Raw genomic sequence first — 23177 nt, 5'->3', positions numbered from 1 at the left:
CTTGCGCCGGAGACTGGAGAGCGACAAGCGGCGCGCCGTCGCGGCGTTGATCGTGTCGAGCCGCAGAGCGGGTGCGGGGTACAACGAAAGTGGCCCTCAACCTGTTGCCAGATCGAGGGCCACTCGGACACAGTACGAACTCAGACGTCGTAGTAGAGCTCGAACTCGTGGGGGTGGGGGCGGAGCTGGATCGGGGCGATTTCGTTGTCGCGCTTGAGGTCGATCCAGGTCTCGATCAGGTCCTCGGTGAAGACGTCACCCTCGAGCAGGAAGGCGTGGTCGGCCTCGAGGGCGTCGATCACGGCCGGCAGCGAGGTCGGGACCTGCGCGATACCCGCGTGCTCCTCCGGCGGCAGCTCGTAGAGGTCCTTGTCGACCGGGTCGGCCGGCTCGATCTTGTTGCGGATACCGTCCAGGCCGGCCAGCAGCTGCGCCGCGAAGGCCAGGTACGGGTTCGCCGACGGGTCGGGGCAGCGGAACTCGATCCGCTTCGCCTTCGGGTTCGAGCCGGTGATCGGGATCCGGATGCAGGCCGAGCGGTTCCGGGACGAGTAGACCAGGTTGACCGGCGCCTCGAAGCCCGGCACCAGGCGGTGGTACGAGTTCACGGTCGGGTTCGTGAAGGCCAGCAGCGACGGGGCGTGCTTGAGCAGGCCGCCGATGTACCAGCGGGCGGTGTCGGACAGGCCGCCGTACCCGGACTCGTCGTAGAACAGCGGGTCGCCGTTGCTCCACAGCGACTGGTGGCAGTGCATGCCGGAGCCGTTGTCACCGAAGATCGGCTTCGGCATGAAGGTCGCGGTCTTGCCGGCCTTCCACGCGGTGTTCTTGACGATGTACTTGAACTTCATCACGTCGTCGGCGGCCTTGAGCAGCTCGTCGAAGCGGAAGTTGATCTCCGCCTGACCCGCCGTACCGACCTCGTGGTGGGCGCGCTCGACGATCAGGCCGGACCGCTCCAGTGCCAGCGTGATGTCGTCGCGCAGCTCGCCGAAGTGGTCGGTCGGCGCGACCGGGAAGTAGCCACCCTTGTAGCGGACCTTGTAGCCGCGGTTGCCGCCGTCCTCGACCCGGCCGGTGTTCCAGGCGCCGGCGATCGAGTCGATCGAGTAGTGCGAGGAGTTCGCCTTGGTCTCGAACCGGACGTCGTCGAAGACGTAGAACTCGGCCTCCGGCGCGAAGAACGCGGTGTCCGCGATGCCGGTCGACTTCAGGTACTCCTGCGCCTTGCGGGCGATGTTGCGCGGGTCACGCGAGTACGCCTCGCCGGTCAGCGGGTCGTGCACGAAGAAGTTGACCACCAGCGTCTTGGCGCTGCGGAACTCGTCGACGTACGCGCTGGTCGGGTCCGGCAGCAGCTTCATGTCGGACTCGTGGATCTGCTGGAAACCGCGGACCGACGAACCGTCGAAGGCGAGGCCGTCCTCGAAGACCTCGGGACCGAACGACGACACCGGGACGGTGAAGTGCTGCATGATGCCCGGCAGGTCACAGAACCGGACATCGACGATCTCGACGCCTTCGTTCTTGACGTAGGCGAGCAGCTCCTCAGCGCTGGAAAACATACGTACTCCTAGGGTGGCTCAGAGATTGCATCTGAACGTAGGGCCCGCCGGTTTCTCCGTCGTGACCCTGATGTTTCGCGGATGTTACGCCCAGCGTGTCCGCGCTGACCCACTGGTGTACGGCGGTTACGCCCTGAGATCTCGCGGTCCGCGTGGGACCGCCCCGGGGTGTGTCCGTAGGCTAGACATCATGGCATCATCCGCGGCGGCCGCAACCGGACCCTCCGAAGAATTCCGTTACCCGGGCAATCGGCTGGGCCTTCCCGAGGACGGCCCGGGCTCGGCCGCGACCTGGGGCGGCCGCCTGCTGGCGCTGCTGATCGACTGGCTGATCGCGGGCCTGATCGCGTCTGTGGTGATGGGTCAACCGATGTGGGCAGGCGGCACCGGCTACAGCCTGATGCACTCGACGGTCTTCTTCGCGACGACCGCGATCCTGACCGGCCTGGCCGGCGGCACCATCGGCCACCGGATCTGCGGTCTGCGGGTCGTCCCGGTCCGCGACCGGAAGACGTACACGGCTCCGCCCGGTCTGCTGGCCGGCATCATCCGCGCGCTGCTGATCAGCTTTCTGATCCCCGCGGTGATCTTCGACCGCGACCGCCGCGGGCTGCACGACCTCGCCGCCAGGACGGTCGTCGTACTGCGTTAGCCGCCAGTTAGCCGCCAGTTAGCGCCGCGTGAGCAGCAGCTGTACGTCGTCGAGGTACCCGGTCCGGAAGCCCGCCTCGGAGTACGCGAGGTAGAACTCCCACATCCGCCGGAACGTGTCGTCGAACCCGAGCGCCGCGATCGCCGGCCAGTGCTCGATGAACCGGTTCCGCCAGACCCGCAGCGTCCGCGCGTAGTCCCCACCGAGGTGGCGGATCACCTCCGCCCGCAGGCCGGTGTGCTGTGCGGTGACGTCCTCGATCACCTTGATCGACGGGATCAGCCCGCCGGGGAAGATGTACTTCTGCACCCAGGTGAACGTGTTCCGGGTCGCGAGCATCCGCTCGTGCGGCATCACGATCGCCTGCACGACGCCGACCCCGCCGGGTGCGAGCCGTCGCTCGATCGCTTCGAAGTACACGGGCCAGTACTTCTCGCCGACCGCCTCGATCATTTCCACACTCAGTACGGCGTCGAACTCGCCGATCTGGTCGCGGTAGTCGCGCAGCGCGACCTGTACGCGGTCGCCGACACCGGCCTCGGCGATCTTTCGCTGGGCCAGCAACGCCTGCTGCGACGCGATCGTGATCGCCGTCACCCACGCGCCACGCTGCGCGGCGCGGATCGCCAGGCTCGCCCAGCCGCAGCCGATGTCGAGCACCCGTGAGCCGGACCGCACCCCCGCCGCGTCGAGGATCGAGTCCAGCTTGCGCAGCTGGGCGGCGGAGAGTTCGTCGTACGACGCCGTCGCGAGATCGGCCGTCGGGTCGCCGCCGAAGTACGCCGCGGAGTACGTGAGGGTCGGATCGAGGAACTCCGAGAACATCGAATTGCTCAGGTCGTAGTGCCGGCTGATGTTCTCCCGGGCGCCGGCCCGGTCGTTCTCCTGCTCGCCCGGCTGCGACCGGGTGACCAGCCAGCGCAGCGACTGCGCCCACTTCGGCAGCAGGTGCCGGGTCTCCTCGTTGCTGAACCGCTCCGCGAACGGGACCAGCAGGTCGGCCAGGTCGGTGCCCGGCTCCGGGTCCCAGTCGCCGGCCAGGTACGCCTCGCCGAACCCGGACCCGGCGTCCTGCCCGAGCCGGTCCAGGAACGCCGACGTACGGTGCACCCGCATGGCGGGCCCGCCGAGGCCGAACGAGCGGTTGCGGTCCAGGTGGATCGTGGCCGGGAGATCCTTGGCGATCAGCCGGATCGCGGTCGCAGCGCCGTACCGACGGACCGGGTTCGACCGTGGTCGGGCCAGTGTCGGCCAGGTCCCGGTGTCCGGCGCGTGTACAGGATGCTGCACGCGCGGCATCACATCCGTCATCTCTACCCCTGTATCGATCCGTCCTGGTCGCACCTTAAGGCCAACCAGCCACCCCACAGCGCGACACGGAGGCACACACGTGCCACGTCACGACAGATCAACTGCCCGAGCGACCGCCGGGTTACCGGTGTCTCACTCAGAGATACCCCAACAGCTGTTTCAGCGGCCGCGCATCGCCTGGCGAGCACCCTTGAGACTCGTCGGCACCGGGCCCTTCGGCATCGGCACCTGCGGCCGGACCGCGTCCAGCGCCTTCAGCCGCTGCAGCAGATCGGTGATCTCGGACGGCTGCAGGACGGCCGGCAGCTTCATCACGTACTTGGTCAGCTTGCGGATGTCGATCTCGCCCTCGCCCTTGCCGGCCACGATCTGCGTCACCGGCGCTCCGCCCGCGACCCGGTTGTGCTTCTTGGCCTCGGCCGCGAGCAGGTTCTTCACCCGGCTCGGCTGACCCTCGCCGACCAGGATGATGCCGGGCTTGCCGACCACCCGGTGGACGATGTCGGAGTTCTTGGTGACCGCAACCGCGGGGTCAACACTCCAGCCGCGGCGCAGCGTCTGCAGCGCGGACGCGGCCGCACCGGCCTGACCCTCGATCTGGCTGTACGCCGCCTTCTCGACCTTGCGGCCGAAGACGATCGTGGCGGCCAGGAAGCCCAACGCGACGCCGAGCGGGATCCACACCAGCAGCGGGCCCACCAGGAAACCGCCGAGCACGGCCAGTGCGACGATGCCGAGGAAGATCCCGGCGAGCACCAGGCCGACCAGCGGCTCGGACTTCTGGGTCAGCTTGTACGCCGAAACGATCTGCTTGAGCCTGCTGGTCTTCTCTTCGGGCGCGTCGTTCTTGGCCATCTCTACCCTTGTCCTCTTATGCCTGAGCGGCGTTCATACGTGACTCAACGGCCTGACGGTACAGCCGACCGGCCCGGTACGACGAACGTACGAGCGGACCGGACATGACTCCGGCGAAACCGATCTCCTGCGCCTCGGCGTCCAGTTCGACGAACTCCTCGGGCTTCACCCAGCGCTCGACCGGGTGGTGCCGCACCGAGGGCCGCAGGTACTGCGTGATCGTGATGATCTCGCAGCCCGCCGCGTGCAGGTCCTTCAGCGCCTGGCTGACCTCGTCGCGGGTCTCGCCCATGCCGAGGATCAGGTTCGACTTGGTGACGAGTCCGTAGTCGCGGGCCTGGGTGATGACGTCCAGCGAGCGCTCGTAGCGGAATCCGGGCCGGATCCGGCGGAAGATCCGCGGCACGGTCTCGACGTTGTGCGCGAACACCTCCGGCCGCGACGAGAACACCTCGGCGAGCTGCTCGGGTACGGCGTTGAAGTCCGGCGCGAGCATCTCCACACCGGTGCCCGGGTTCAGCTCGTGGATCTGGCGGATCGTCTCGGCGTACAGCCAGGCGCCGCCGTCGTCCAGGTCGTCGCGGGCAACACCGGTCACGGTCGCGTAGCGCAGACCCATGGTGCGGACCGACTCGGCGACACGGCGCGGCTCGTCGCGGTCCAGCGCCTCCGGTTTGCCGGTGTCGATCTGGCAGAAGTCACAGCGCCGGGTGCACTGGTCCCCGCCGATCAGGAAGGTCGCCTCGCGGTCCTCCCAGCACTCGAAGATGTTCGGGCAGCCGGCTTCCTGGCACACCGTGTGCAGTCCCTCGGACTTCACGAGTTTCTGCAGCGCCTGGTACTCCGGGCCCATCTTGGCGCGGGTCTTGATCCACTCGGGTTTGCGCTCGATCGGGGTCTCCGCGTTGCGCACCTCGAGCCTGAGCAGTTTCCGTCCTTCTGGGGCGATGGTCACGCCTCCAAGGGTACGCGCCGGGGTTCAGGGGCGTTCCACCCGTAGGGTGATGAGCTATGTCCACCGTTGAGCTGCGTACGGATGCCGAACCGGGCACACCACCGGCGTCCGGTACGGCGGTGCGTGGCTGGACCCGTCCAGCGCCGACGGCCCGCGAGCAACGGTACGACGTACTGCTCGGTCTCGGGATGGCGGTCGCGGGCCTGTTCGGGACCGAGCTCGCACGCGGCGGCTCGCCGACGCATGTGGACCTGGGGATCGGCGGCGTCGAGCCGTACGTGCTGAGTGCGGCCGCCGCGCTGCCACTGTGTTTCCGGCGCCGCTGGCCGGTTCCGGTGCTGCTGGCCGTCGCGGTGCTGTTCGTGGTGAACGGCGAGCGGGCGGCGTTCGCGTTCGCCGGCAATCTGGTCACCCAGTCGACGATGTTCATGGCGATCTACGCGGCCGTCGCCTGGGCGCGGGACCGGCGGCTGATGAAGGCCGCGATCACGGTCGTCTTCGTCGGGATGTTCGGCTGGCTGGCGCTCAACTTCGTCACCGCGCTGCGCAACAACGCGATCGACGGGCCGAACCACGCGCTGTTCTCGCCGTACGTGTCGAACGTGATCATCACCGTCGCGCTGAACGTCCTCTACTTCTTCGGTGCGTACTTCTGGGGACGGACCGCGTGGGCGACCGCGCGGCAGCGGTTCGAGCTCGAGCAGCAGGCGACCGAGCTGGCGGCGCAGCAGGAGGCGAACTCGCGACGCGCGGTGATCGACGAGCGGCTGCGGATCTCCCGTGAGCTGCACGACGTCGTCGCCCACCACATCAGCAGCATCGGCATCCAGGCAGGCGGTGCCCGGCGGGTGATGGACGCCGACCCGGACGCGGCGAAGAACGCGCTGAACGTGATCGAGGAGTCCAGCCGGAGCGCGGTCAACGAAATGCGCCAGCTGCTGGGCATGCTCCGCTCGGCGGATCCCGACCTCGACGTCGGTACGCCGGATCCCAAGGAGCCGCAGGCCGGCGCGGACCGGCTGCCCGCGCTGATCGCGGAGGCGAACAGCCTCGGTCTGGAGGTCGGCTTCCACCAGATCGGATCGCCGGCCGAACTGCCCACGACCGTCTCGGTGTCGGTGTACCGGATCGCGCAGGAAGCGCTCGCGAACGTCCGCAAGCACTCGACGGCCCGCAGCGCCCACGTCACACTGCGTTATCTCGATGACGCGGTCGAGCTCGAGGTGCTCGACGACGGCCGCCCGAAGCACGCCCCGGTAGGCAGCCGGCTCGGCCATGTCGGGATCCGCGAACGGGTCGGTCTGCTCGGCGGCGAGAGTGAGATCGGTCCGCGTCCCGTGGGAGGATTCCGCGTCCGGGTCCGGATCCCGCTGGATCCGCAGAACCGTCCGTTGGCTGGGGGAGAAGTACGTGACTGACCCGATGCGGGTGCTGCTGGTCGACGATCAGGACCTGGTGCGCGCCGGGTTCCGGATGATCCTGTCGGTCGAGCCGGAGATCGAGGTGGTCGGCGAGGCCGCGGACGGTGAGAAGGCGATCGAGCTGGCGCTGGCGTTGCGGCCGGACGTCGTACTGATGGATGTCCAGATGCCCGGCATGGACGGGATCAGCGCGACCCAGCGGATCGTGGCGGAGGACGCCGGGAAGGTCGTCATCCTCACCACGTTCGACCGTGACGACTACCTCTTCGAGTCGCTCGGGGCGGGCGCGAGCGGCTTCCTGCTCAAGAACACCGCGCCCGAGGACCTGGTGGAGGCGATCCAGGTGGTGCACTCCGGGCACGCGCTGCTCGCGCCCGAGGTCACCCGGCGGGTGATCAAGCGATTCACGGGCAAGGGAGAGCGGGTGTACCGCCCGGACCTCCTCGCGGAGCTCACCGAGCGCGAACGCGAGGTGCTCGGGCTGATCGCCCGCGGCCTGACCAACACCGAGATCGCCAACCAGTTGTACGTCGGCGAGGCGACGGTCAAGACCCACGTCTCCCGCGTACTGCTCAAACTAGGTCTCCGCGACCGCGTCCAAGCCGTCGTCTTCGCCTACGAATGCGGCCTCGTCACCCCGGGCGACGACCCGACAGGCTGATCCGTCCGTCCTACGGATGACACCGGCGATCACCCTCGCGGGCGACGTGCGAGCACGCCTCGGCTGACTAGTTTTGGGAGGGTCGGGCGAGCGCCCGGCCGGGGGCTGGAAGCTGATGGGAACGGTGACACATGCTGAGGGTGGCTGGGCTCACCCGGCGGTTCGGTGATCATCTGGCGCTGGACGACGTGACCTTCGACGTCGTACCGGGACGGATGACCGGATTCGTCGGGGCCAACGGGGCCGGGAAGACGACGACGATGCGGATCATCCTCGGGGTCCTGGCCGCGACGGCCGGCGAAGTGCGGTGGCAGGACCAGCCGCTGACCCAGGACGTACGCCGGGACTTCGGCTACATGCCGGAGGAACGCGGGCTGTACCCGAAGATGAAGATCCGCGACCAGCTGGTGTTCTTCGGCCGGCTGCACGGGCTCGACGCGGAGCGCGCCGCCGCGCGGACCGACAAGATCCTCGGGCGCCTCGGGCTGGCCGAGCGTGCTTCCGACGTCCTCGAGACGCTGTCGCTGGGCAACCAGCAGCGGGTGCAGATCGCGGCCGCGCTGGTCCACGAGCCGATCGCACTGGTGCTGGACGAGCCGTTCAGCGGCCTCGACCCGCTCGCTGTCGACGCGATGGCCGACCTGCTCCGCGAGGAGGTGACGTCGGACGTGCCGGTGCTGTTCTCCAGCCACCAGCTCGACCTGGTCGAGCGGCTGTGCGACGACCTCGTCGTACTGTCCCGCGGCAAGGTCGTCGCGGCGGGCGCCGTGTCCGAGTTGGCGGCCGGCCCTACGTCGACGTACCGCCTGGTGGTGGACGGCGACGCCGGATGGCTGCGAGACGTGCGGGGGATCCAGGTGCGCGACGTGGCCGGCGGTACGGCGTTGTTCGACGTACTGGACGGTGCGGTGGAGCAGAAGATCTTGCAGGAGGCGATCAGCCGCGGACCGGTGCTCGAGTTCGGGCCGGAGCGGGTGGCGCTGAGCGACGTCTTCCGGGAGGCGACCCGATGAAGACACTGGACAAGCCGTGGGTGCTGATCGCGGAGCGCGAGATCACCACGAAGCTGCGGGACAAGACGTTCATCGGCTCGACAGTGGTGATGCTGCTGATCGTGATGGCGGCGGTGATCATCCCCGCGCTGATCGCGGGCAAGGGCGGACCGGACAAGATCGCGGTCATCGACGATGCGGGCGTCAAGGTCGTCCAGCAGGCCTCGACCACGACGGGCGACGGTTACGAGGTGACTCGCGTCGCCGACCGGCCGGCCGCTGAGAAGGCTGTCACCGACGGCAAGGTCGAGGCTGCGCTGCTGCCGGACGCGGACGGGTACGTCGTCCTCGGCAAGGACCGCGTCGACTCGGGAGTCGAAGGCGCCCTGCGCGAGGCGGCCGCGGCCGTCGGGATGGAAACGAACGCCGGGAAGGCGGGACTGAGCCCGGCCGAGTTGCACGCCGGAACGAAGGTCTCGTTGCAGTTGCTGAAGCCGGGACCGTTGCCGGACATCGTCTCCGACTTCGTGAACATCGGGCTGGCGCTGGTGTTCTACATGACCGCGCTCGGTTTCGGGATGATGATCGCGCAGAGCGTCGTACAGGAGAAGGAGAGCCGGGTCGTCGAGATCCTGGCCGCCGCCGTGCCGATCCGGTCGCTGCTGTGGGGGAAGGTGCTGGGCAACACGGTGCTGGCGCTGACCCAGATCGTGGTGATCGCGGGTGCGTCGCTGATCGGGCTGCTCGCCACCGACCAGGCCGACATCCTCGAAGTGGTCGCTCCGGTCGCCGGGTGGTTCGTGGTGTTCTTCGTGCTCGGGTTCGTTGCGCCGGCCGGGCTCTGGGCGGTCGCCGGTTCGCTCGCGACGCGGCAGGAGGATCTCGGGTCGACCACGCTGCCGGGGCAGATGATCCTGATGATCCCGTTCTTCTTCTCGGTGTTCGCGGGGTCGTCGGCCAAGACCGTGGCGTCGTTCGTCCCGATCGCGTCGTCGATGTCGATGCCGGGCCGGATGCTGACCGAGGACGTTCCGGTCTGGCAGCCGCTGGTGGCGATCGCGCTGCTGCTGGCCGCCACCGTGCTGATCGTCCGGATGGGCGCGCGGCTGTACGAGCGCACGCTGCTGCAGACCGGCCGTCGTCTCGGTTACCGCGAGGCCCTGGCGCTCGAAGCGAAGTAGCTCATCGTCACGACCGGGCCCGGCGTTACAGCATCGGGCCCGGCTGTGACGAAACCGCAATGTAGGGTCGCTGTGTGCTGTGTGTGGACCTCGACTACGGTCTCAACGCATGAACGTTGAGCTGCGCCACCTGCGGGTGGTGGTCCTGGTGGCAGAAGCGGGTTCCGTCGGACGGGCCGCCCGTTGGCTCAAGGTCAGCCAGCCGAGCCTGACCGCGCAGTTGAAACGGATCGAGGCCGCGTTCGGCGGTGAGTTGTTCGAACGCTCCCGCACCGGCGTGAAGCCGACGCCGCTCGGCCGGTACGCCGTTGATCGCGCGCGGGCCATCCTGGTCGACGTCGACCACCTGTCGGCGACCGTGTCCGCGATGACCGCGGTCGAGTCGTCGGCGGTCCGGCTCGGCGGGTTCCCGACCGCGCCGATGTCCGGGATCGCGTCCCGGCTCCGCGCGCACGGCGAGATCGAGCAGGTCAGCATCGAGGTCGAGTGGTCCACCAGCGTGCTGCTGCAGCAACTGGAGAGCGGGCGGCTGGACTTCGCGCTGTTGCGGGAGTTCCCCGGGTTCGAGCTGCGGCTGCCGGCCGGGGTCGAGTCCACCACGGTCGTCGAGTCCGAGTCGGCGTACGTCGCTCTGTCCGCGGACCATCCTGTGGCGGAAGCGTCGCGGGCGCGGGGTGAGATCGAGCTGGCGTCGCTGGCGGGCGAGGAGTGGATCGGGGAGCCGCCGGACGACAGCGGGTTCCACGTGTTGTTCCGGGCGGCGTGTGAGGCGGCTGGGTTCCAGCCTCGGGTGGAGCACCATTCCGTCGACACGTCGGTGCTCATGGGGTTCGTGACCAGTGGCCAGGGCGTGGCGCTCATCTCGCCCACGTCGTACCGGATGCTGTCGGCCGACGTCACAACGCGCACCCTCGTGGGCGATCCGATTCATCGGAAGCTGGTGCTCGCGTGGAGCACGGACTCACCTCGGGCCCAGATGGCGGGCGACGTGCTGCAGATGGCGAGTGCGGCGTACGACGAGGCCATCACCGAGCATGCGCGCCGGGATCAGCACCAGCAGCGCATGCACGTCGCCTGACTTCTAGGCGGGCTTGACCACCGGGTTCTCGAACGCGAGGTGGAACTCCCCGGTGTCCTCCGGGTTCTCCATCCGCTCCCGATACTGAGACCCCACCTGCTCCCGAGGCGAAACACTCCGCTCAGCCTTCTTCTCCTCCGCCGGCCGAGTCTCTTCCGCCGGCCGAGTCTCTTCCGTCGGTCGAGTCTCCTCAACCGGCTGAGTTTCCTCAACGGGCGCGACGGCCTCGGGCTTCGCCTCCGCCGGCTGAGCCTCTTCCACCGGCGCAACGGCCCCGGGCGTCGCTTCCATCGGCTGAGTTTCCTCGACGGGCGCGGTGGCCTGCGGCTTGGCCTCGACCGGCTGAGTTTCCTCGACCGGCGCGGCGGCCTGCGGCTCTGCCTTCACCGGCTGGGTTTCCTCGACCGGTTGCTTGGTTTCCACCGGCTGGGTTTCCTCGGCTGACGGGGGCGGGGCGATGACTGTGTCCTCGCCGGGGTAGTTGCCTTCGGCATCTGCCTCGGGGAACTGGCGGGTATGCTCGAACTCCTCCGCCTCGCCGGCCGGGAACTGCCGGGTCTGGTCGTCGCCCTGGTTCCGCGGCTGTGCCGCCTCCGGCTCGTCGAACAGATCGTCGTACCGCGTGTGACTCGCGTACGCCGCCGGCGCCTGATAGGTGCCTCCGGCAACCGGGTAGACGGCCGCGACGTCCGCCTCCTGCTGCGCCTGCGCGGCTTCCTGCTCGCGCTGCCGCCGCTCGGCGTCGGCCCGCTCCCGCCGCCGGCGCTGGACGCCGTGGACGATCAGCTGGATCGCGTACACCAGCGAGATCACCCCGAGGATCGGCACGACGCCGTTCAGCGTGTACTGCTTCGACCCGTCGATCATCCCGTTGGTGACGCCGGGGACGTCGTTCAGGAAGTTCGTGGTCCGGTTCGGGATCCAGAGCCAGCAGTAGAGCAGGACACCGAAGGCGACGAACGCCCCCAGCGCACCGGCGCCGGAGAAGTACGACACCACGGCCCAGAAGATCAGCGCGCCGATGCCGAAGGCAAGCGCCATCCCCTTCGCGTTCAGCTCGATACCACCCGGCGCCGAGAGGACTCCGAACACGGCCGGACCGGCCAGAGCAACAGCTACGCCGAGCAAGAACCCAAGAAATTTGGACACACCCCCAAGGTAGCGACGAACTGCGGCTACACCCCGCAGACACTTCGGCACACCCCCGATCGTGGGTCGACGGCCGAGACCAGGCGGGGCTGGCCGCTGTACTAGATGTCTGGTGAGATGGCCCCTGCGCGCCTTTCGAGAGGATGAGCTGTTGCCCGCTCCGAACATTCTGCTGATCGTTTCCGACGACCACGGGTACGCCGACCGCGGTGGACTCGGAGTGCACTCCGACGTACGCACTCCGGCCCTCGACCGGCTCGCGGCGGAGGGAGTGAGCTGCACCGACGCCTACGTGACCGCGCCGATCTGCAGCCCGTCACGGGCCTCGATCATCTCCGGGCGGTACCAGCAGCGGTGGGGCGGCCAATGGTTCGACTCGGCCGCGTTCCCGCCGGACGACGTACCGACGCTCGCGGAGATCCTGCGCGACCAGGGGTACCGGACGGGGTACTTCGGCAAGGTGCACTACGGGAAAGAGGACGTGGGGGACAGGGCGTGTCCGCCGCACCACGGATTCGAGGAGACGCTGTACGGGCTGGCAGGCCAGTCCTTCGGGCGGCTGAACTACCTGCATCACTCTGACGAGTCGGTCGAGTCGTACGGTCAGCCGGCCGCGCACCACATGGCTGTGCAGCCTCTGCTGTCGGGGGACGAGCCAGTTGAGCACGAGGGCTTCCTGACCGCGGAGTTCGGTCGCCGCGCGGCGGAGTTCATGGACGCGGAGGACGAGCGACCGTACTTCTGCATGGTGGCGTTCAACGCCGTACACAACTTCTGCTGGCAGCTCCCGGACTCAGAGCTGGAGGCGCGGGGGCTCCCGGCGTTCCGCGACTGGTCGCCGGACGCGGACGGTCCGTTCATGGAGTGGTACGACGACGTGATCGTGCCGAATCTTCCGTACGGGCGCGAGTACTACCTCGCTCAGTTGGAGCTGATGGACGCCGAGATCGGGCGACTGCTCGACGTGGCCGGCGACGACACGATCGTCGTGTACGTGACGGACAACGGCGGATCGACCTGCAACTTCGGCGACAACGCGCCGCTGCGTGGGACGAAGTACACGCTGTGGGACGGCGGCATCCGCATCCCGATGCTCTGGCGCTGGCCGGACCAGTTGCCTGCGGGACGTCGTACGGACGCCCTTGTCAGCACGATGGATCTGGTTCCCACGCTGGCCGCGGCGGCGGGCGCGACCGTGGAGGGTGCCGACGGCGTCGACATCCTGCCCGTGCTGGCCGGGACCGCAGAGGTGGCACACGAGAAGCTGCACTGGGACTGCGGGTTCCAGTGGGCGGTGCGGTCGGGGGAGTGGAAGCTCAGCTGGGTGGCTGACGACGCCAACACGAGGCATCTGCGTGACTACGAGCACGCGCCGATGGGAGAGGGCTGGTTCCTCGCGAACCTGGCCGACGACATCGGTGAGCAGACCAACCAGCTGTCAGCTCAGCCGGAGATCGCCGACCAGTTGCGCTCGTTGCACGCCGATTGGCGCGCGGAGGTGGGGCTCGAGGCTCAGACGGTCAACCCGTAGGTGATCGCGGTCGGCTGTTCTTCGTGGTGGTCGATGTCCGGGCTGCGCTCGTACTCGTTCCAGGCGAGGAGCTCGTCGAGGTGCCGGCGTACCGAGTCGAGGACCTCGGTGGTCGTCACCTCGCGGCCGAGCTCCTTGGAGAGCGTGGTCACGTCGGCGTCCGAGATGCCGCACGGGACGATCCGGTCGAACCAGGCCAGGTCGTTGTTGCAGTTCAGCGCGAAACCGTGCATGGTCACGCCCTGCGCGACCCGGATGCCGATCGCGGCGATCTTCCGCTCCCGGCCGCGGTCGTCGGCCCCGACCCAGACGCCGCTGCGGCCCTTGACCCGGCCGGTCTTCACGCCGAGCTCGGCGCAGACGCCGATCAGCGCCTCCTCGAGCCGCCGGACGTAGTCGACGACGTACACGTGTGAGGCGAGTTTGACGATCGGGTACCCGACCAGTTGCCCGGGGCCGTGCCAGGTGATCTTGCCGCCGCGGTCCACGTCGACCACCGGCGTACCGTCCATCGGCCGCTCGTGCGGCTCGGTGCGCTTGCCCGCGGTGTAGACCGGCGGGTGCTCGAGCAGGATCACCGTGTCCGAGCCGGTGCCCTCGGCAACCTCCGCGTGCAGTCGTCGCTGCTCGGCCCACGCGGTCTCGTAGTCCACCGCGCCGGCGCCGAATCCGGCCTCCACGTACCTGATAGCCCTCACGCCTTCGAGTGTAGGCGGCGGCTGATCGGGGCCGGCGCCCTGGGCTGTGGATAACCTCGACGGGCGAGGTCGCGATCGGTGCATCCTCTTGGACATGGACCTCGCAGATCTCACCGGCTACAGCCTGCGCCGCGAGCTCGGGTCCGGGCCCGCCGGCACCGTCTGGCAGGTCCGGGACCGCGCCTCGGGCCGCAACGCCGTGCTCAAACACGTCCCGCACAGTGCATACCCCGACCGGGGTCGGCTCCGCGAGGACCTGAGCCTGCTTTCCCGCTTCCGGCACCCGCACGTCGCCCAGCTCCACGAGTTCCGCGAGACCGACACCGGCTGGGTCCTGATCACGCAGCACCTGGCAGCCGGCAGCCTCGCCGCGCTCCTTAGTCGCCGCGGCCCATTGTCCCGCGGCGAACTCGTCACCCTCCTCGCTCCGCTGGCCGAGGCCCTGGCCTACCTTCACGCCTCGAACCTCACCCACGGCTCGATCAGCCCCGAGAACGTCCTCTTCGACGCCGACGGCCGCCCAATCCTCACCGACGCCGCGCTCCGCCCCGCCGACCCCGCCACCGACCACCAAGCCCTCGCCATCCTCGCCGACCGGGTCAGTGCAGACCCCACCGCCTTCCCACCCACCCTCATCACCAAGACGCCCCTCGGAGCCCTCCCACACCGCCTCCTGACCCACACCCCTGCCACCCCCATAGACCTCGCGCCCCTCACCAGCACTGCACCCACAGCACCCGCGAGCACCCCACCACCCCACCTGCCGGCACCCGCACCACCCCACGCCCCGGCACCCCCACGGCCCCACCTCGCCACGCCAACTCCGAGCGCTCCACGCCACCCTCCGACGTCCGCGGGAGGATCTGCAGACGACGACGATGCTCCCGCCGCCTCCCGTGCACCGCTTGCTCCGCCTCCAGCCGACCCACCGGCCACACCGCTGACGAAACCAAAGCGGCCTCACCCCACCGCACCATCCGCGAAGGCCCGCTCGAAGCGCATCCGCCCCAACCGCCGCAACAAGTCCCGCCGTACACGATTCGTGGCAGCCCTCGCACTCCATCGACTCCCACACCCCGCGTACGGCGTGCTCGCCGCGGCCGCGCTGGCCGCGATCATCGTGCTCGCGATCGCTATCGCCACACTCCGCACCATCGACACCCCAGCGACCGCCCAACCAAACCCCAGCGCTGCCCAGTCCACAGCCCAACTACCCTCTGTATCCCCGCCCACTCAGTCGCCCACCGCCCACCCGACAACTGCCCACCCAACGGCTGCCCACCCGACCGCGTCCTCAGCAGAGCTGGCCACTTGGATCCAGAGGCTCGAAGCGCTCGATGTCCAACGCGCCCAAGCCTTCTGGACCCTCGACCTGGACGCCCTCGACCGCATCTACGTCCCCGGCAGCGCCCCCTGGCGCGCCGACCGAGCCCTCCTGTCCGCCTACCGCAACCAGAACGTCCGCGTCCAAGGACTCCGAATCACGATCGAAAGCACCGCAGTCACCCGACGCACCGCGACCACCGTCACCCTCAAAACCACGGACCACCTCACAGCCGGCCAGGCAGTCGACCACACCGGCGCCAAGACCCCACTCCCACCCGGCACCCCGGCCACCAGACTGATCACCCTGACAACCACCCCTCGCACCGCGGCCCCCTCACGCAGCGCCACCCGTCAACCCACCCACACCTGGCGCATCACCACAATCACCCAGCTGTGACCGCCGAACGGACTTCAGCTCGGTCGGTTCAGTGCGTCGAACTGGCAATCCAACCAAGCGGCTCGTGGTCCGGCGAGTCAGCGCCTTTCGGCGCGCAGGGCGAGGACCCAGGGCACCGGGTCAGTGCGCGGCTCCACGGTTCGGGTGATCGTCAAGCCTGCGGCGGTAAACGCGTTGAGAAGGTCGGCCAGCGGCAGGTGTCGCATGCCGAGGCGTTCGCGGATACCGCCCTCGCCCCACCAGGGCGCCGGGGGATGCCAGCCAACAGTGCGGTACGTCGGATGCACGATGCGCCCGTCATCGGGACGGCTCTCGGTGTGCGGGCCGTTGAAGCACGGATGGGCCCCGTAGAACACAAGCACCCCGCTCGGATGCAGGACGCGGGCCGCCTCGCGCAGGACTGCAGCGAAGTCCTCGACGTCGGTGGACAGCCACAGGATGGCGATAGTAGAGAAGACTTCGTCGGCGAACGGCAGATCGGCTGCGTCGCCCTGGACCAGCGCCTCGCCATCGATCGCGCGTTGCCGGGCGAGTCCCAACTGATCCGCCGAGTACTCAAGGCCAACGACGGTGCGTCCCGTGCTGCGCAGCGTCTGCAGGTTCTGTCCGGTCCCACACCCGAGGTCCAGGCACAGGCCGTCTCCCGGGCCCAGCAGATCCAGCAGCGGCTCACGGTTGGAGTCGGCAGCGGCGGCGTTGTGCTCGTCGTACCACTCGGCGAGACCGTCGTACCGCGCGCTGGTCTTCGGCGTCTGTGTCACGGCGTCAGGCGAGGGCGGCGGAGATCGCGGCGGTGACGGTGGGGTGGTGGAAGGTGAAGCCGGTGGATTGGAGTCGGGTGGGGAGGGCCCGTTTGCTGCCGAGGAGTTCCCAGGCGAACTCGCCGAGCGCGGCCTTCATGAGGAAGGCGGGCACTGGGACGCTGGACGGGCGGTGCAGGGCGGTTGCCAGGGCTTCGGTGAGTTCGCGGTTGGTTGCCGGTGTCGGCAGAGTGATGTTCACGGGACCGCTGACGCTGTCGTTCTCGGCGACGTGCCGAACGGCGCGGATCCAGTCGGTCAGCGAGACCACCGGGAAGTACTGGGTTCCCGGCCCGAGACGGCCGCCGAGACCGATGCGGAAGGGAAGGGACAGGAGCCGGAACGCCGGGGCCTTGCTGTCGAGTACGACGCCGGTTCGCAGCGCCGCCACCCGGCTGCCTGCTTCACGGGCGGGTTCGAGCGCGCCCTCCCACAACCGGACGACGTCGGACAGGAAGCCCTCGCCGAGTTCGGAGTCCTCGGTCAGGATGCGATCGCCGAGGTCGGTGCCGTAGCCGCCGATCCCGCTCTGCGTGAGCAGCACCGGCCGGCGGTCGAGTCGCGTCGCCGCCGCAGCCAGGGTCGCGGTGGTCGAGACCCGGCTCTCCCGGATCGTCATGCGGTACGTCGGGGTCCACGGGCGACCGATGTTCGCACCGGCCAGGTTGACGAGGACGTCGGGATCGTCCAGAGCAGCCGGGTCCAGATCGCCCCGGGCCGGGTCCCAGCGCACCTCGTCCGGTCCCGACGCCGGCCGGCGTACCAGCCGGAGCACCTGGTGGCCGTTGGCAACCAAGTCGCGGGTGAGGGCCTTGCCGAGGAAGCCGGAGGCGCCGGCCAGTACGTACTTCATCCCGTTGTGCTCCTTGTCGGGTTCGCCGCCCGGTCAGCCGGATCGAAAGCGAACGGCGCCGGTGTCCGCCTCCGGGGAGACAGGCACCGGCGCCGGTGTCCGATCGGATCAGACGTCGAACTGGGCCTCTTCGAGCCGCTGCTTGACCGCCGTCAGGTAGCGGGCCGCGTCGGCGCCGTCGACCAGGCGGTGGTCGTAGGTCAGCGCCAGGTACACCATCTGCCGGATCGCGATCGTCTCGCCGAGCTCCGGGTGGGTGATGACCACCGGGCGCTTCACGACGGCGCCGGTCCCGAGCATGCCGACCTGCGGCTGGTTCAGGATCGGGGTGTCGAACAGCGCGCCCCGGCTACCGGTGTTGGTGATGGTGAACGTGCCGCCCGCCATCTCGTCCGGCAGCACCTTGTTGTTGCGGGTGCGGTCGGCGAGGTCGGCGATCTTCTTCGCCAGGCCGGCGATGTTCAGGTCGCCGGCGTTGTGCACGACGGGAACCATCAGGCCGCGCTCCACGTCCACCGCGATGCCGAGGTGCTCGGCGGCGTGGTAGGTGATCTCGCCCTTCTCCTCGTCGATCGACGCGTTCAGCTTCGGGTACTGCTTGAGCGCGTCCACCGCGGCGAGCGCGAAGAACGGGAGGAAGGACAGCTTGACGCCCTCGCGGGCCTCGAACTCCGCCTTCTTCTTGTTGCGCAGCTTGGCGATCTCGGTGACGTCGACCTCGACCACCGTGGTCAGCTGGGCCGAGACCTTGAGGCTGTTGACCATGTGGGCAGCGATCGCCTTGCGGATCCGGCTCATCTTCTCGGTGGTGCCGCGCAGCGGGCTGACCACCGGCGCCTTCGACTCGGCGGCAGGGGCGGCGGCCTGGGCTGCCGGAGCGGGCGCGGCCGCGGCAGCCTTCTTCGCCTCGGCGGCGGCGATCACGTCCTGCTTGCGGATACGGCCGCCGACACCGGTGCCCTGTACGGCGTTCAGGTCGACCTCGTGCTCCGCGGCGAGCTTGCGCACCAGCGGGGTGACGTAGTTCGGGCCGTCGGAGGCGGCGCCGTTCGGCGAGGCAGCCGGAGCGGAGACGGCCGGCGCCTGGGTAGCCGCGGGTGCCGGAGCGGACTGCGGTGCGGGTGCAGCCTGCCGGACCGGGGCCTGGGCAGCAGCGGGGGCTTGCGCCGGAGCCTGGGCCGGTGCGGCAGCAGGAGCCGGTGCCGGTGCCGAGGCCTGCGGGGCCGGGGCAGCCTGCGGGGCCGGAGCGGATTCGGCCGGGGCAGCCTGGGGAGCCGGAGCCGACTGGGCCGGAGCGGCCTCAGGAGCCGGCGCGGACTCGGCCGGAGCAGCCGGGGCGGAGGAGGCAGCGGGAGCGGCGTCGCCGGAGCCGACGATGGCAAGTTCGGCGCCGACCTCGACGGTTTCGTCCTCGGCGACCTTGATCTCCAGGAGCTTGCCGGCGATCGGGCTCGGGATCTCGGTGTCGACCTTGTCGGTGGAGACCTCGAGGAGCGGCTCGTCGACGGCCACGTCGTCGCCGACCTGCTTCAGCCAGCGGGTGACCGTTCCCTCGGTCACGCTCTCGCCCAGCGCTGGCAGCGTCACCGAAGTACCGGACGCGGCGCCGCCGGAGCCGCCATCGGACGAGGCGCCGCCGGACGGGGTCGACGAGGCCTCAGCGGCCTGGGCCTCAGCCGGAGTGGACTCGGCGGCCGGAGCAGTCTGCGGAGCCGGCGCGGACTCAGCGGGGGCGGACTCAGCCGGAGCAGCCTCGGCCGGAGCGGACTCGGCGGCCGGCGCGGGGTCTGCCGCTGGCTCGGCCGGAGCCGCAGGAGCGGAGCCGGCCTCGCCGGCGTCGCCGATCACGGCCAGTTCGGCGCCGACCTCGACGGTCTCGTCCTCGGCGGCCTTGATCTCGAGAAGGGTGCCGGCGACGGGGCTCGGGATTTCGGTGTCGACCTTGTCGGTCGAGACCTCCAGCAGGGGTTCGTCCACGGCAACCGTGTCGCCGACCTGCTTGAGCCAGCGGGTGACGGTTCCTTCGGTGACGCTCTCCCCGAGGGCCGGCAGGGATACAGAGGTCGGCATGACGGTCGTTGCTCCTTCGTCTGATCGGTCGAGTGTCAGCCTACGGTGCCGCCGGAGCGCTCGGGATCCGGGTCACGGCCATCCCTCACGCTCCTGCAGCTCAAACTTACTGGTGCGATCCAGCAGGATCAGTCATGGAAGTGCAAAGGTTTCCCGGCGAGGGCGAGGTGGGCCTCGCCGAGGGCTTCGTTCTGGGTCGGGTGCGCGTGCACCAGCGGCGCCACGTCCGCCGGGTACGCCTCCCAGTTGTAGATCAGCTGCGCCTCGCCGATCAGCTCGCCGACACGCGAACCGACCATGTGCAGGCCCACCACGGCGCCGTCCTTGGCGCGGACCAGCTTCACGAAGCCCGCCGTCTTCAGGATCTGCGACTTGCCGTTGCCGCCGAGGTTGTAGTTGAGGATCTCCACGTCGCCGTACTTCTCCCGGGCCTGCTCCTCGGTCAGCCCGACCGACGCGACCTCCGGTTCGGAGTACGTCACGCGCGGGATGCCGGCCTCGTCGATCGGCGTCGGCGCGAGACCCGCGAGGTGCTCGGCGACGAAGATGCCCTGCTGGAACCCGCGGTGCGCGAGCTGCAGCCCCGCCACGATGTCGCCGACCGCGTACACACCCGGCACGCTGGTCTGCAGCGTCGAGTCGACGGTCACGAACCCGCGGTCGAGCGCGACCCCGACCTCTTCGTACCCGAGCCCGGCGGTGTTCGGTCCCCGGCCGACGGCGACCAGCAGGAGCTCGGCCTCGATCACCTCGCCGCCCGCGACGGTCACCCGTACGCCGGAGTCGGTCACCGCGACCGACTCGAACGGCGTACCGGTCTTGAACGCGATCTTCCGCTTCCGGAACGCGCGCTCCAACGTCTTGGAACAGTCGGCGTCCTCGGCCGGGACCAGCCGCGGCAGCGCCTCGACGATCGTCACCTTCGTGCCGAACGACGTCCACGCGGACGCGAACTCGACGCCGATCACGCCGCCGCCGAGGATCACCGCGGACTCCGGGACCCGGTCGAGCGTCAGCGCGTGCTCACTCGCGATCACCCGGTGCCCGTCGAGCTCCAGCCCGGGAAGGGAACGCGAGTAGGAGCCGGAGGCAAGCAGAACGTTACGGCCGGTGTACGTCGTGCCGCCGACCTGGACCGTGGTCGGCGAGGTCAGCCGCCCCTCGCCCTCGATCACCGTGATGCCGCGGGCCTTCAACTGGCCCTGCAGACCCTTGAACAGCCGGTCGACGACGCCGTCCTTGTACTTGTTCACGCCGCCCATGTCGACGCCCTCGAGCGTCGTCCGGACTCCGAACTGCTCACCCTCGCGCGCCGAGTCCGCGACCTCGGCCGCGTGCAGCAGCGCCTTGGTCGGGATGCACCCACGGTGCAGACAGGTCCCGCCGACCTTGTCCTTCTCTACCAGGGCTACGGACAGCCCGAGCGTCGCGGCGCGCAGTCCGGCGGCGTAGCCACCGCTGCCGCCGCCGAGAATCACCAGGTCGTACGTCGTACCGGCGTCAGTACCACTGTCAGTCACAGGTTCCTCCGTGGGTGTGGTCCGAGTCGGGCGGCCCGGGTCGCGGTACCGGCCCGGCGTCATCTTTCCACCGATCGCGCGCGGATCCACCCCCGGGCCGGTCACGACGCGCCCATCCGGACCGGCCGCAACCGTTATCCAGGATTTCGGCCCGGACTTGCACAGATAGTGGACACTTACTCCCATGAAGTGGTTCGGTCGCCGGCAGAAGGCCGGAACGATGCGACGGTCGGACACTCCCGACCAGGCGCACCTGCGCGAGTTCGCCCAGACCCGTCAGGGCGTCGAGGGATTCGTCGAGCCGCGGACGGCGGTGACGGAGTACACCTTGCTGCTGGTCGCGGTCGACGGTGAGTGGACCCGCCGCCGGGTCCCGTCGGTGAAGTGGGCCCACGACTTCGCGAACCGCCTCGGCATTCCGTCGTACGACGCGGCCGTCGTCGGCTACCCGCCGCGGATGCGCGAGTACAACGCCCGGATGAAGAAGAACGGCCTCGCCTGAGTGGTCGTGTGGGGAGCTCTACGCGCCGTCGCAGCTAGGTAGAACTCCCCGAACCGTCACCGCGCCCGGGAACAGCGCCGCGCCCGGGAACAGCTCAACTGAGCTCAGCTCGCTGAGGCGGCGAGTTCGACCAGGGTGCGAACGGCGTAACCGGTGCCGCCGGTGGGCGTGTAGCCGGAGGCGCCGCCGTCGTTGAAGGCAGGACCGGCCACGTCCAGGTGGACCCAGTCGATGCCGTCAGCAACGAAGTCGCCGAGGAAGGCGGCCGCCGCGAGGGCGCCGCCCCACGGCTCGCCGGTGATGTTGGCCAGGTCGGCGACCTTCGAGTGCGACTTCAGCTTGTCCAGCATCTCGGCCGGGATCGGCAGCGGCCACATCGACTCACCGGCCGCGACCGCCGCGTCCAGCACCCGGTCGCGAGCCGCGTCGGTGTTCCCGAACGCGCCGGCCACCTTGGTGCCGAGGGCAACGACACACGCCCCGGTCAGCGTGGCCACGTCGATGATCAGGTCGGGCTGGTCCGCGCTGGCCCGGACCAGCGCGTCGCCGAGCACCAGACGGCCTTCGGCGTCGGTGTTCAGCACCTCGACGGTCTTGCCGCCGTACATCGTCAGGACGTCGGAGGGCCGGGCCGCGGAACCCGACGGCATGTTCTCGGCCATCGCGGCGTACGTCGTCACCTGGACCGGGAGACCGAGCCGCGCGATGGCGAACGTCGCGCCGATCACCGCGGCGGCGCCGGCCATGTCGGACTTCATGCTCACCATGCCGGTCGACGTCTTCAGCGACAGGCCGCCGGAGTCGAACGTGATGCCCTTGCCGACGAACGCCAGGTGGGTGACGGGCTTCTTCGGCGTGTAGGTCAGCCGGACCAGCCGCGGCGGGTTGCTCGAGCCCTGGCCGACGCCGAGGATGCCGCCGTACCCGCCCTTGGCGAGCGCCTTCTCGTCGAGCACCTCGACCTTGACGCCGTACTCCTTGCCGAGCTTGACCGCGTCGTCCGCGAACTCGGCCGGGTGCAGGTCCGACGGCGGGGTGTTCACCCAGTCCCGCACCTGCGCGACGGCCTCCGCGGTCACCTGGGCGCGTTCGAGCGCGGCCTTGGCGTCCTTGTTCCGGGCCAGGTCGGTCAGCACGGTCAGGTTGCCGGGCGCTTCGTTCGCGCCGTCCGACGACTTGTACGCCGTGAACGCGTAGCGACCCATCAACGCGCCCTCGGCGACCGCGCGGACGCACTCGGCGTCCGGGGCCGGCAGCGCGAACGCGACCGACTGCGAGATCTTCGCCGCCCGCACACCGGTGCCCGCCGCGGCCCGCAGATCCTCGGTCTTCAGCACGCCGTCCGGGGCCGTCCCGAGACCGACCGCGATCAGCGTCGGGGACTTGCCCGGCTTGCCGAGCAGCGGCCCGGGTACCTTCGTCACCTCGCCGGTCTTGCCGGTGGCGCCGAGACCGGACAGCACCTCCACCAGCTTCCCGCCGTACGCGGCGTTCAGCGACTCGGTGCCGGCCGGCAGGGTGACGCCGCCGCCGAGTTTGACCACGCCGATGACCACGGCGTCGCTCTTGACGCCGGCGGCATCTGACTTGCTCAGGGTGATGGTGGTCACGAAATCCTCAGTCCTCCTTGACCGGCGGGCAGACGGCCGGTCGTCACGGT

Annotated in this window: 20 protein-coding genes; 9 read left to right on the top strand and 11 right to left on the bottom strand. The window is 69.5% G+C overall.

From position 1 onward, the window contains the following. Positions 1–140: 140 nt before the first annotated feature. Positions 141–1565 (bottom strand): type I glutamate--ammonia ligase, encoded by a 1425-nt coding sequence (gene glnA, locus EV137_RS07955; RefSeq protein ID WP_131342456.1) that lies wholly within the window; start codon positions 1563–1565, stop codon positions 141–143. Positions 1566–1755: 190 nt separating this feature from the next. Here glnA and EV137_RS07950 point away from each other — a divergent pair, with 190 nt between their 5' ends. Continuing rightward, entirely contained in the window at positions 1756–2217 is a 462-nt protein-coding gene (locus tag EV137_RS07950) for an RDD family protein (protein WP_134127489.1), read from the top strand. 18 nt (positions 2218–2235) lie between these two features. Here EV137_RS07950 and EV137_RS07945 read toward each other — a convergent pair whose 3' ends face one another. The 3 genes from EV137_RS07945 to lipA all read right to left on the bottom strand — a co-directional run bounded on the left by EV137_RS07945 (position 2236) and on the right by lipA (position 5338). After that, positions 2236–3528, bottom strand: coding sequence for an SAM-dependent methyltransferase (locus tag EV137_RS07945; protein WP_134127487.1), 1293 nt, complete (start codon positions 3526–3528; stop codon positions 2236–2238). A 159-nt stretch (positions 3529–3687) separates the two neighbouring features. Then, positions 3688–4383 carry a DUF4191 domain-containing protein gene (locus tag EV137_RS07940; protein WP_133781760.1) on the bottom strand — a complete coding sequence of 232 codons (696 nt, stop codon included), beginning with the start codon at positions 4381–4383 and terminating at the stop codon, positions 3688–3690. Positions 4384–4399: 16 nt separating this feature from the next. Next, positions 4400–5338: a lipoyl synthase gene (gene lipA / locus EV137_RS07935; RefSeq protein WP_133999328.1), complete on the bottom strand. Its 939-nt coding sequence runs from the start codon at positions 5336–5338 to the stop codon at positions 4400–4402. A 56-nt stretch (positions 5339–5394) separates the two neighbouring features. Here lipA and EV137_RS07930 point away from each other — a divergent pair, with 56 nt between their 5' ends. The 5 genes from EV137_RS07930 to EV137_RS07910 all read left to right on the top strand — a co-directional run bounded on the left by EV137_RS07930 (position 5395) and on the right by EV137_RS07910 (position 10671). Further along, positions 5395–6756, top strand: coding sequence for a sensor histidine kinase (locus EV137_RS07930; protein ID WP_133999326.1), 1362 nt, complete (start codon positions 5395–5397; stop codon positions 6754–6756). Between the two features lie 4 nt (positions 6757–6760). Next, entirely contained in the window at positions 6761–7420 is a 660-nt protein-coding gene (locus EV137_RS07925; RefSeq protein WP_134001785.1) for a response regulator, read from the top strand. Positions 7421–7551: 131 nt separating this feature from the next. Then, positions 7552–8433, top strand: coding sequence for an ABC transporter ATP-binding protein (locus EV137_RS07920; RefSeq protein ID WP_133999323.1), 882 nt, complete (start codon positions 7552–7554; stop codon positions 8431–8433). After that, positions 8430–9593 carry an ABC transporter permease gene (locus EV137_RS07915; protein ID WP_134127485.1) on the top strand — a complete coding sequence of 388 codons (1164 nt, stop codon included), beginning with the start codon at positions 8430–8432 and terminating at the stop codon, positions 9591–9593. The genes EV137_RS07920 and EV137_RS07915 overlap by 4 nt, the downstream gene beginning before the upstream one ends. A 109-nt stretch (positions 9594–9702) precedes the next feature. Then, entirely contained in the window at positions 9703–10671 is a 969-nt protein-coding gene (locus EV137_RS07910; protein WP_133999317.1) for a LysR family transcriptional regulator, read from the top strand. A 3-nt stretch (positions 10672–10674) separates the two neighbouring features. Here EV137_RS07910 and EV137_RS07905 read toward each other — a convergent pair whose 3' ends face one another. Next, positions 10675–11820: an MFS transporter gene (locus tag EV137_RS07905; RefSeq protein WP_134127483.1), complete on the bottom strand. Its 1146-nt coding sequence runs from the start codon at positions 11818–11820 to the stop codon at positions 10675–10677. Positions 11821–11971: 151 nt separating this feature from the next. Between EV137_RS07905 and EV137_RS07900 the strand changes: the two genes are divergently transcribed. Beyond that, the gene (locus tag EV137_RS07900) at positions 11972–13351 is read left to right on the top strand and encodes a sulfatase family protein (RefSeq protein WP_134127481.1); all 1380 of its coding nucleotides are present in this window, start codon (positions 11972–11974) and stop codon (positions 13349–13351) included. Here EV137_RS07900 and lipB read toward each other — a convergent pair. Further along, complete coding sequence (gene lipB, locus EV137_RS07895) at positions 13333–14049, bottom strand: lipoyl(octanoyl) transferase LipB (protein ID WP_238175161.1); 717 nt, start codon at positions 14047–14049, stop codon at positions 13333–13335. The two genes, EV137_RS07900 and lipB, sit on opposite strands and share 19 nt — an antisense overlap. A 94-nt stretch (positions 14050–14143) precedes the next feature. Between lipB and EV137_RS07890 the strand changes: the two genes are divergently transcribed. Further along, a complete protein-coding gene (locus tag EV137_RS07890; protein ID WP_134127479.1) occupies positions 14144–15772 on the top strand; it encodes a protein kinase domain-containing protein in 1629 nt (542 codons plus the stop codon). A 77-nt stretch (positions 15773–15849) separates the two neighbouring features. On the opposite strand, the gene EV137_RS07885 is transcribed toward EV137_RS07890, so the two are convergent. From EV137_RS07885 to lpdA, 4 genes are all read right to left on the bottom strand, one after another. Beyond that, on the bottom strand, positions 15850–16533 hold the full coding sequence (locus EV137_RS07885; protein ID WP_134127477.1) for a class I SAM-dependent methyltransferase: 684 nt from the start codon (positions 16531–16533) through the stop codon (positions 15850–15852). A 4-nt stretch (positions 16534–16537) separates the two neighbouring features. After that, complete coding sequence (locus tag EV137_RS07880; RefSeq protein ID WP_134127475.1) at positions 16538–17425, bottom strand: TIGR01777 family oxidoreductase; 888 nt, start codon at positions 17423–17425, stop codon at positions 16538–16540. A gap of 108 nt (positions 17426–17533) precedes the next feature. Further along, entirely contained in the window at positions 17534–19495 is a 1962-nt protein-coding gene (gene sucB / locus EV137_RS07875; protein ID WP_134127473.1) for a 2-oxoglutarate dehydrogenase, E2 component, dihydrolipoamide succinyltransferase, read from the bottom strand. 128 nt (positions 19496–19623) lie between these two features. After that, a complete protein-coding gene (gene lpdA / locus EV137_RS07870; protein WP_134127471.1) occupies positions 19624–21015 on the bottom strand; it encodes a dihydrolipoyl dehydrogenase in 1392 nt (463 codons plus the stop codon). Positions 21016–21199: 184 nt separating this feature from the next. On the opposite strand from lpdA, the gene EV137_RS07865 reads away from it, so the two are divergent. Beyond that, on the top strand, positions 21200–21517 hold the full coding sequence (locus EV137_RS07865; RefSeq protein WP_130380319.1) for a hypothetical protein: 318 nt from the start codon (positions 21200–21202) through the stop codon (positions 21515–21517). A gap of 104 nt (positions 21518–21621) precedes the next feature. Here EV137_RS07865 and EV137_RS07860 read toward each other — a convergent pair whose 3' ends face one another. Further along, the gene (locus tag EV137_RS07860; RefSeq protein WP_133999288.1) at positions 21622–23127 is read right to left on the bottom strand and encodes a leucyl aminopeptidase; all 1506 of its coding nucleotides are present in this window, start codon (positions 23125–23127) and stop codon (positions 21622–21624) included. Positions 23128–23177: the final 50 nt, after the last annotated feature.

It is taken from the genome of Kribbella pratensis (assembly GCF_004366075.1).
GTDB classification, from domain to species: Bacteria; Actinomycetota; Actinomycetes; order Propionibacteriales; family Kribbellaceae; genus Kribbella; species Kribbella pratensis.
This window is presented reverse-complemented; position numbering and strand designations above follow the sequence as displayed.

Excerpts from the sequence above, each read along its gene's own strand:
- glnA (WP_131342456.1), bottom strand. The coding sequence starts at position 1,565 with ATGTTTTCCAGCGCTGAGGAGCTGCTCGCCTACGTCAAGAACGAAGGC.
- EV137_RS07950 (WP_134127489.1), top strand. The coding sequence starts at position 1,756 with ATGGCATCATCCGCGGCGGCCGCAACCGGACCCTCCGAAGAATTCCGT.
- EV137_RS07945 (WP_134127487.1), bottom strand. The coding sequence starts at position 3,528 with ATGACGGATGTGATGCCGCGCGTGCAGCATCCTGTACACGCGCCGGAC.
- EV137_RS07940 (WP_133781760.1), bottom strand. The coding sequence starts at position 4,383 with ATGGCCAAGAACGACGCGCCCGAAGAGAAGACCAGCAGGCTCAAGCAG.
- EV137_RS07930 (WP_133999326.1), top strand. The coding sequence starts at position 5,395 with ATGTCCACCGTTGAGCTGCGTACGGATGCCGAACCGGGCACACCACCG.
- EV137_RS07925 (WP_134001785.1), top strand. The coding sequence starts at position 6,761 with ATGCGGGTGCTGCTGGTCGACGATCAGGACCTGGTGCGCGCCGGGTTC.
- EV137_RS07920 (WP_133999323.1), top strand. The coding sequence starts at position 7,552 with ATGCTGAGGGTGGCTGGGCTCACCCGGCGGTTCGGTGATCATCTGGCG.
- EV137_RS07915 (WP_134127485.1), top strand. The coding sequence starts at position 8,430 with ATGAAGACACTGGACAAGCCGTGGGTGCTGATCGCGGAGCGCGAGATC.
- EV137_RS07910 (WP_133999317.1), top strand. The coding sequence starts at position 9,703 with ATGAACGTTGAGCTGCGCCACCTGCGGGTGGTGGTCCTGGTGGCAGAA.
- EV137_RS07890 (WP_134127479.1), top strand. The coding sequence starts at position 14,144 with ATGGACCTCGCAGATCTCACCGGCTACAGCCTGCGCCGCGAGCTCGGG.
- EV137_RS07880 (WP_134127475.1), bottom strand. The coding sequence starts at position 17,425 with ATGAAGTACGTACTGGCCGGCGCCTCCGGCTTCCTCGGCAAGGCCCTC.
- sucB (WP_134127473.1), bottom strand. The coding sequence starts at position 19,495 with ATGCCGACCTCTGTATCCCTGCCGGCCCTCGGGGAGAGCGTCACCGAA.
- EV137_RS07865 (WP_130380319.1), top strand. The coding sequence starts at position 21,200 with ATGAAGTGGTTCGGTCGCCGGCAGAAGGCCGGAACGATGCGACGGTCG.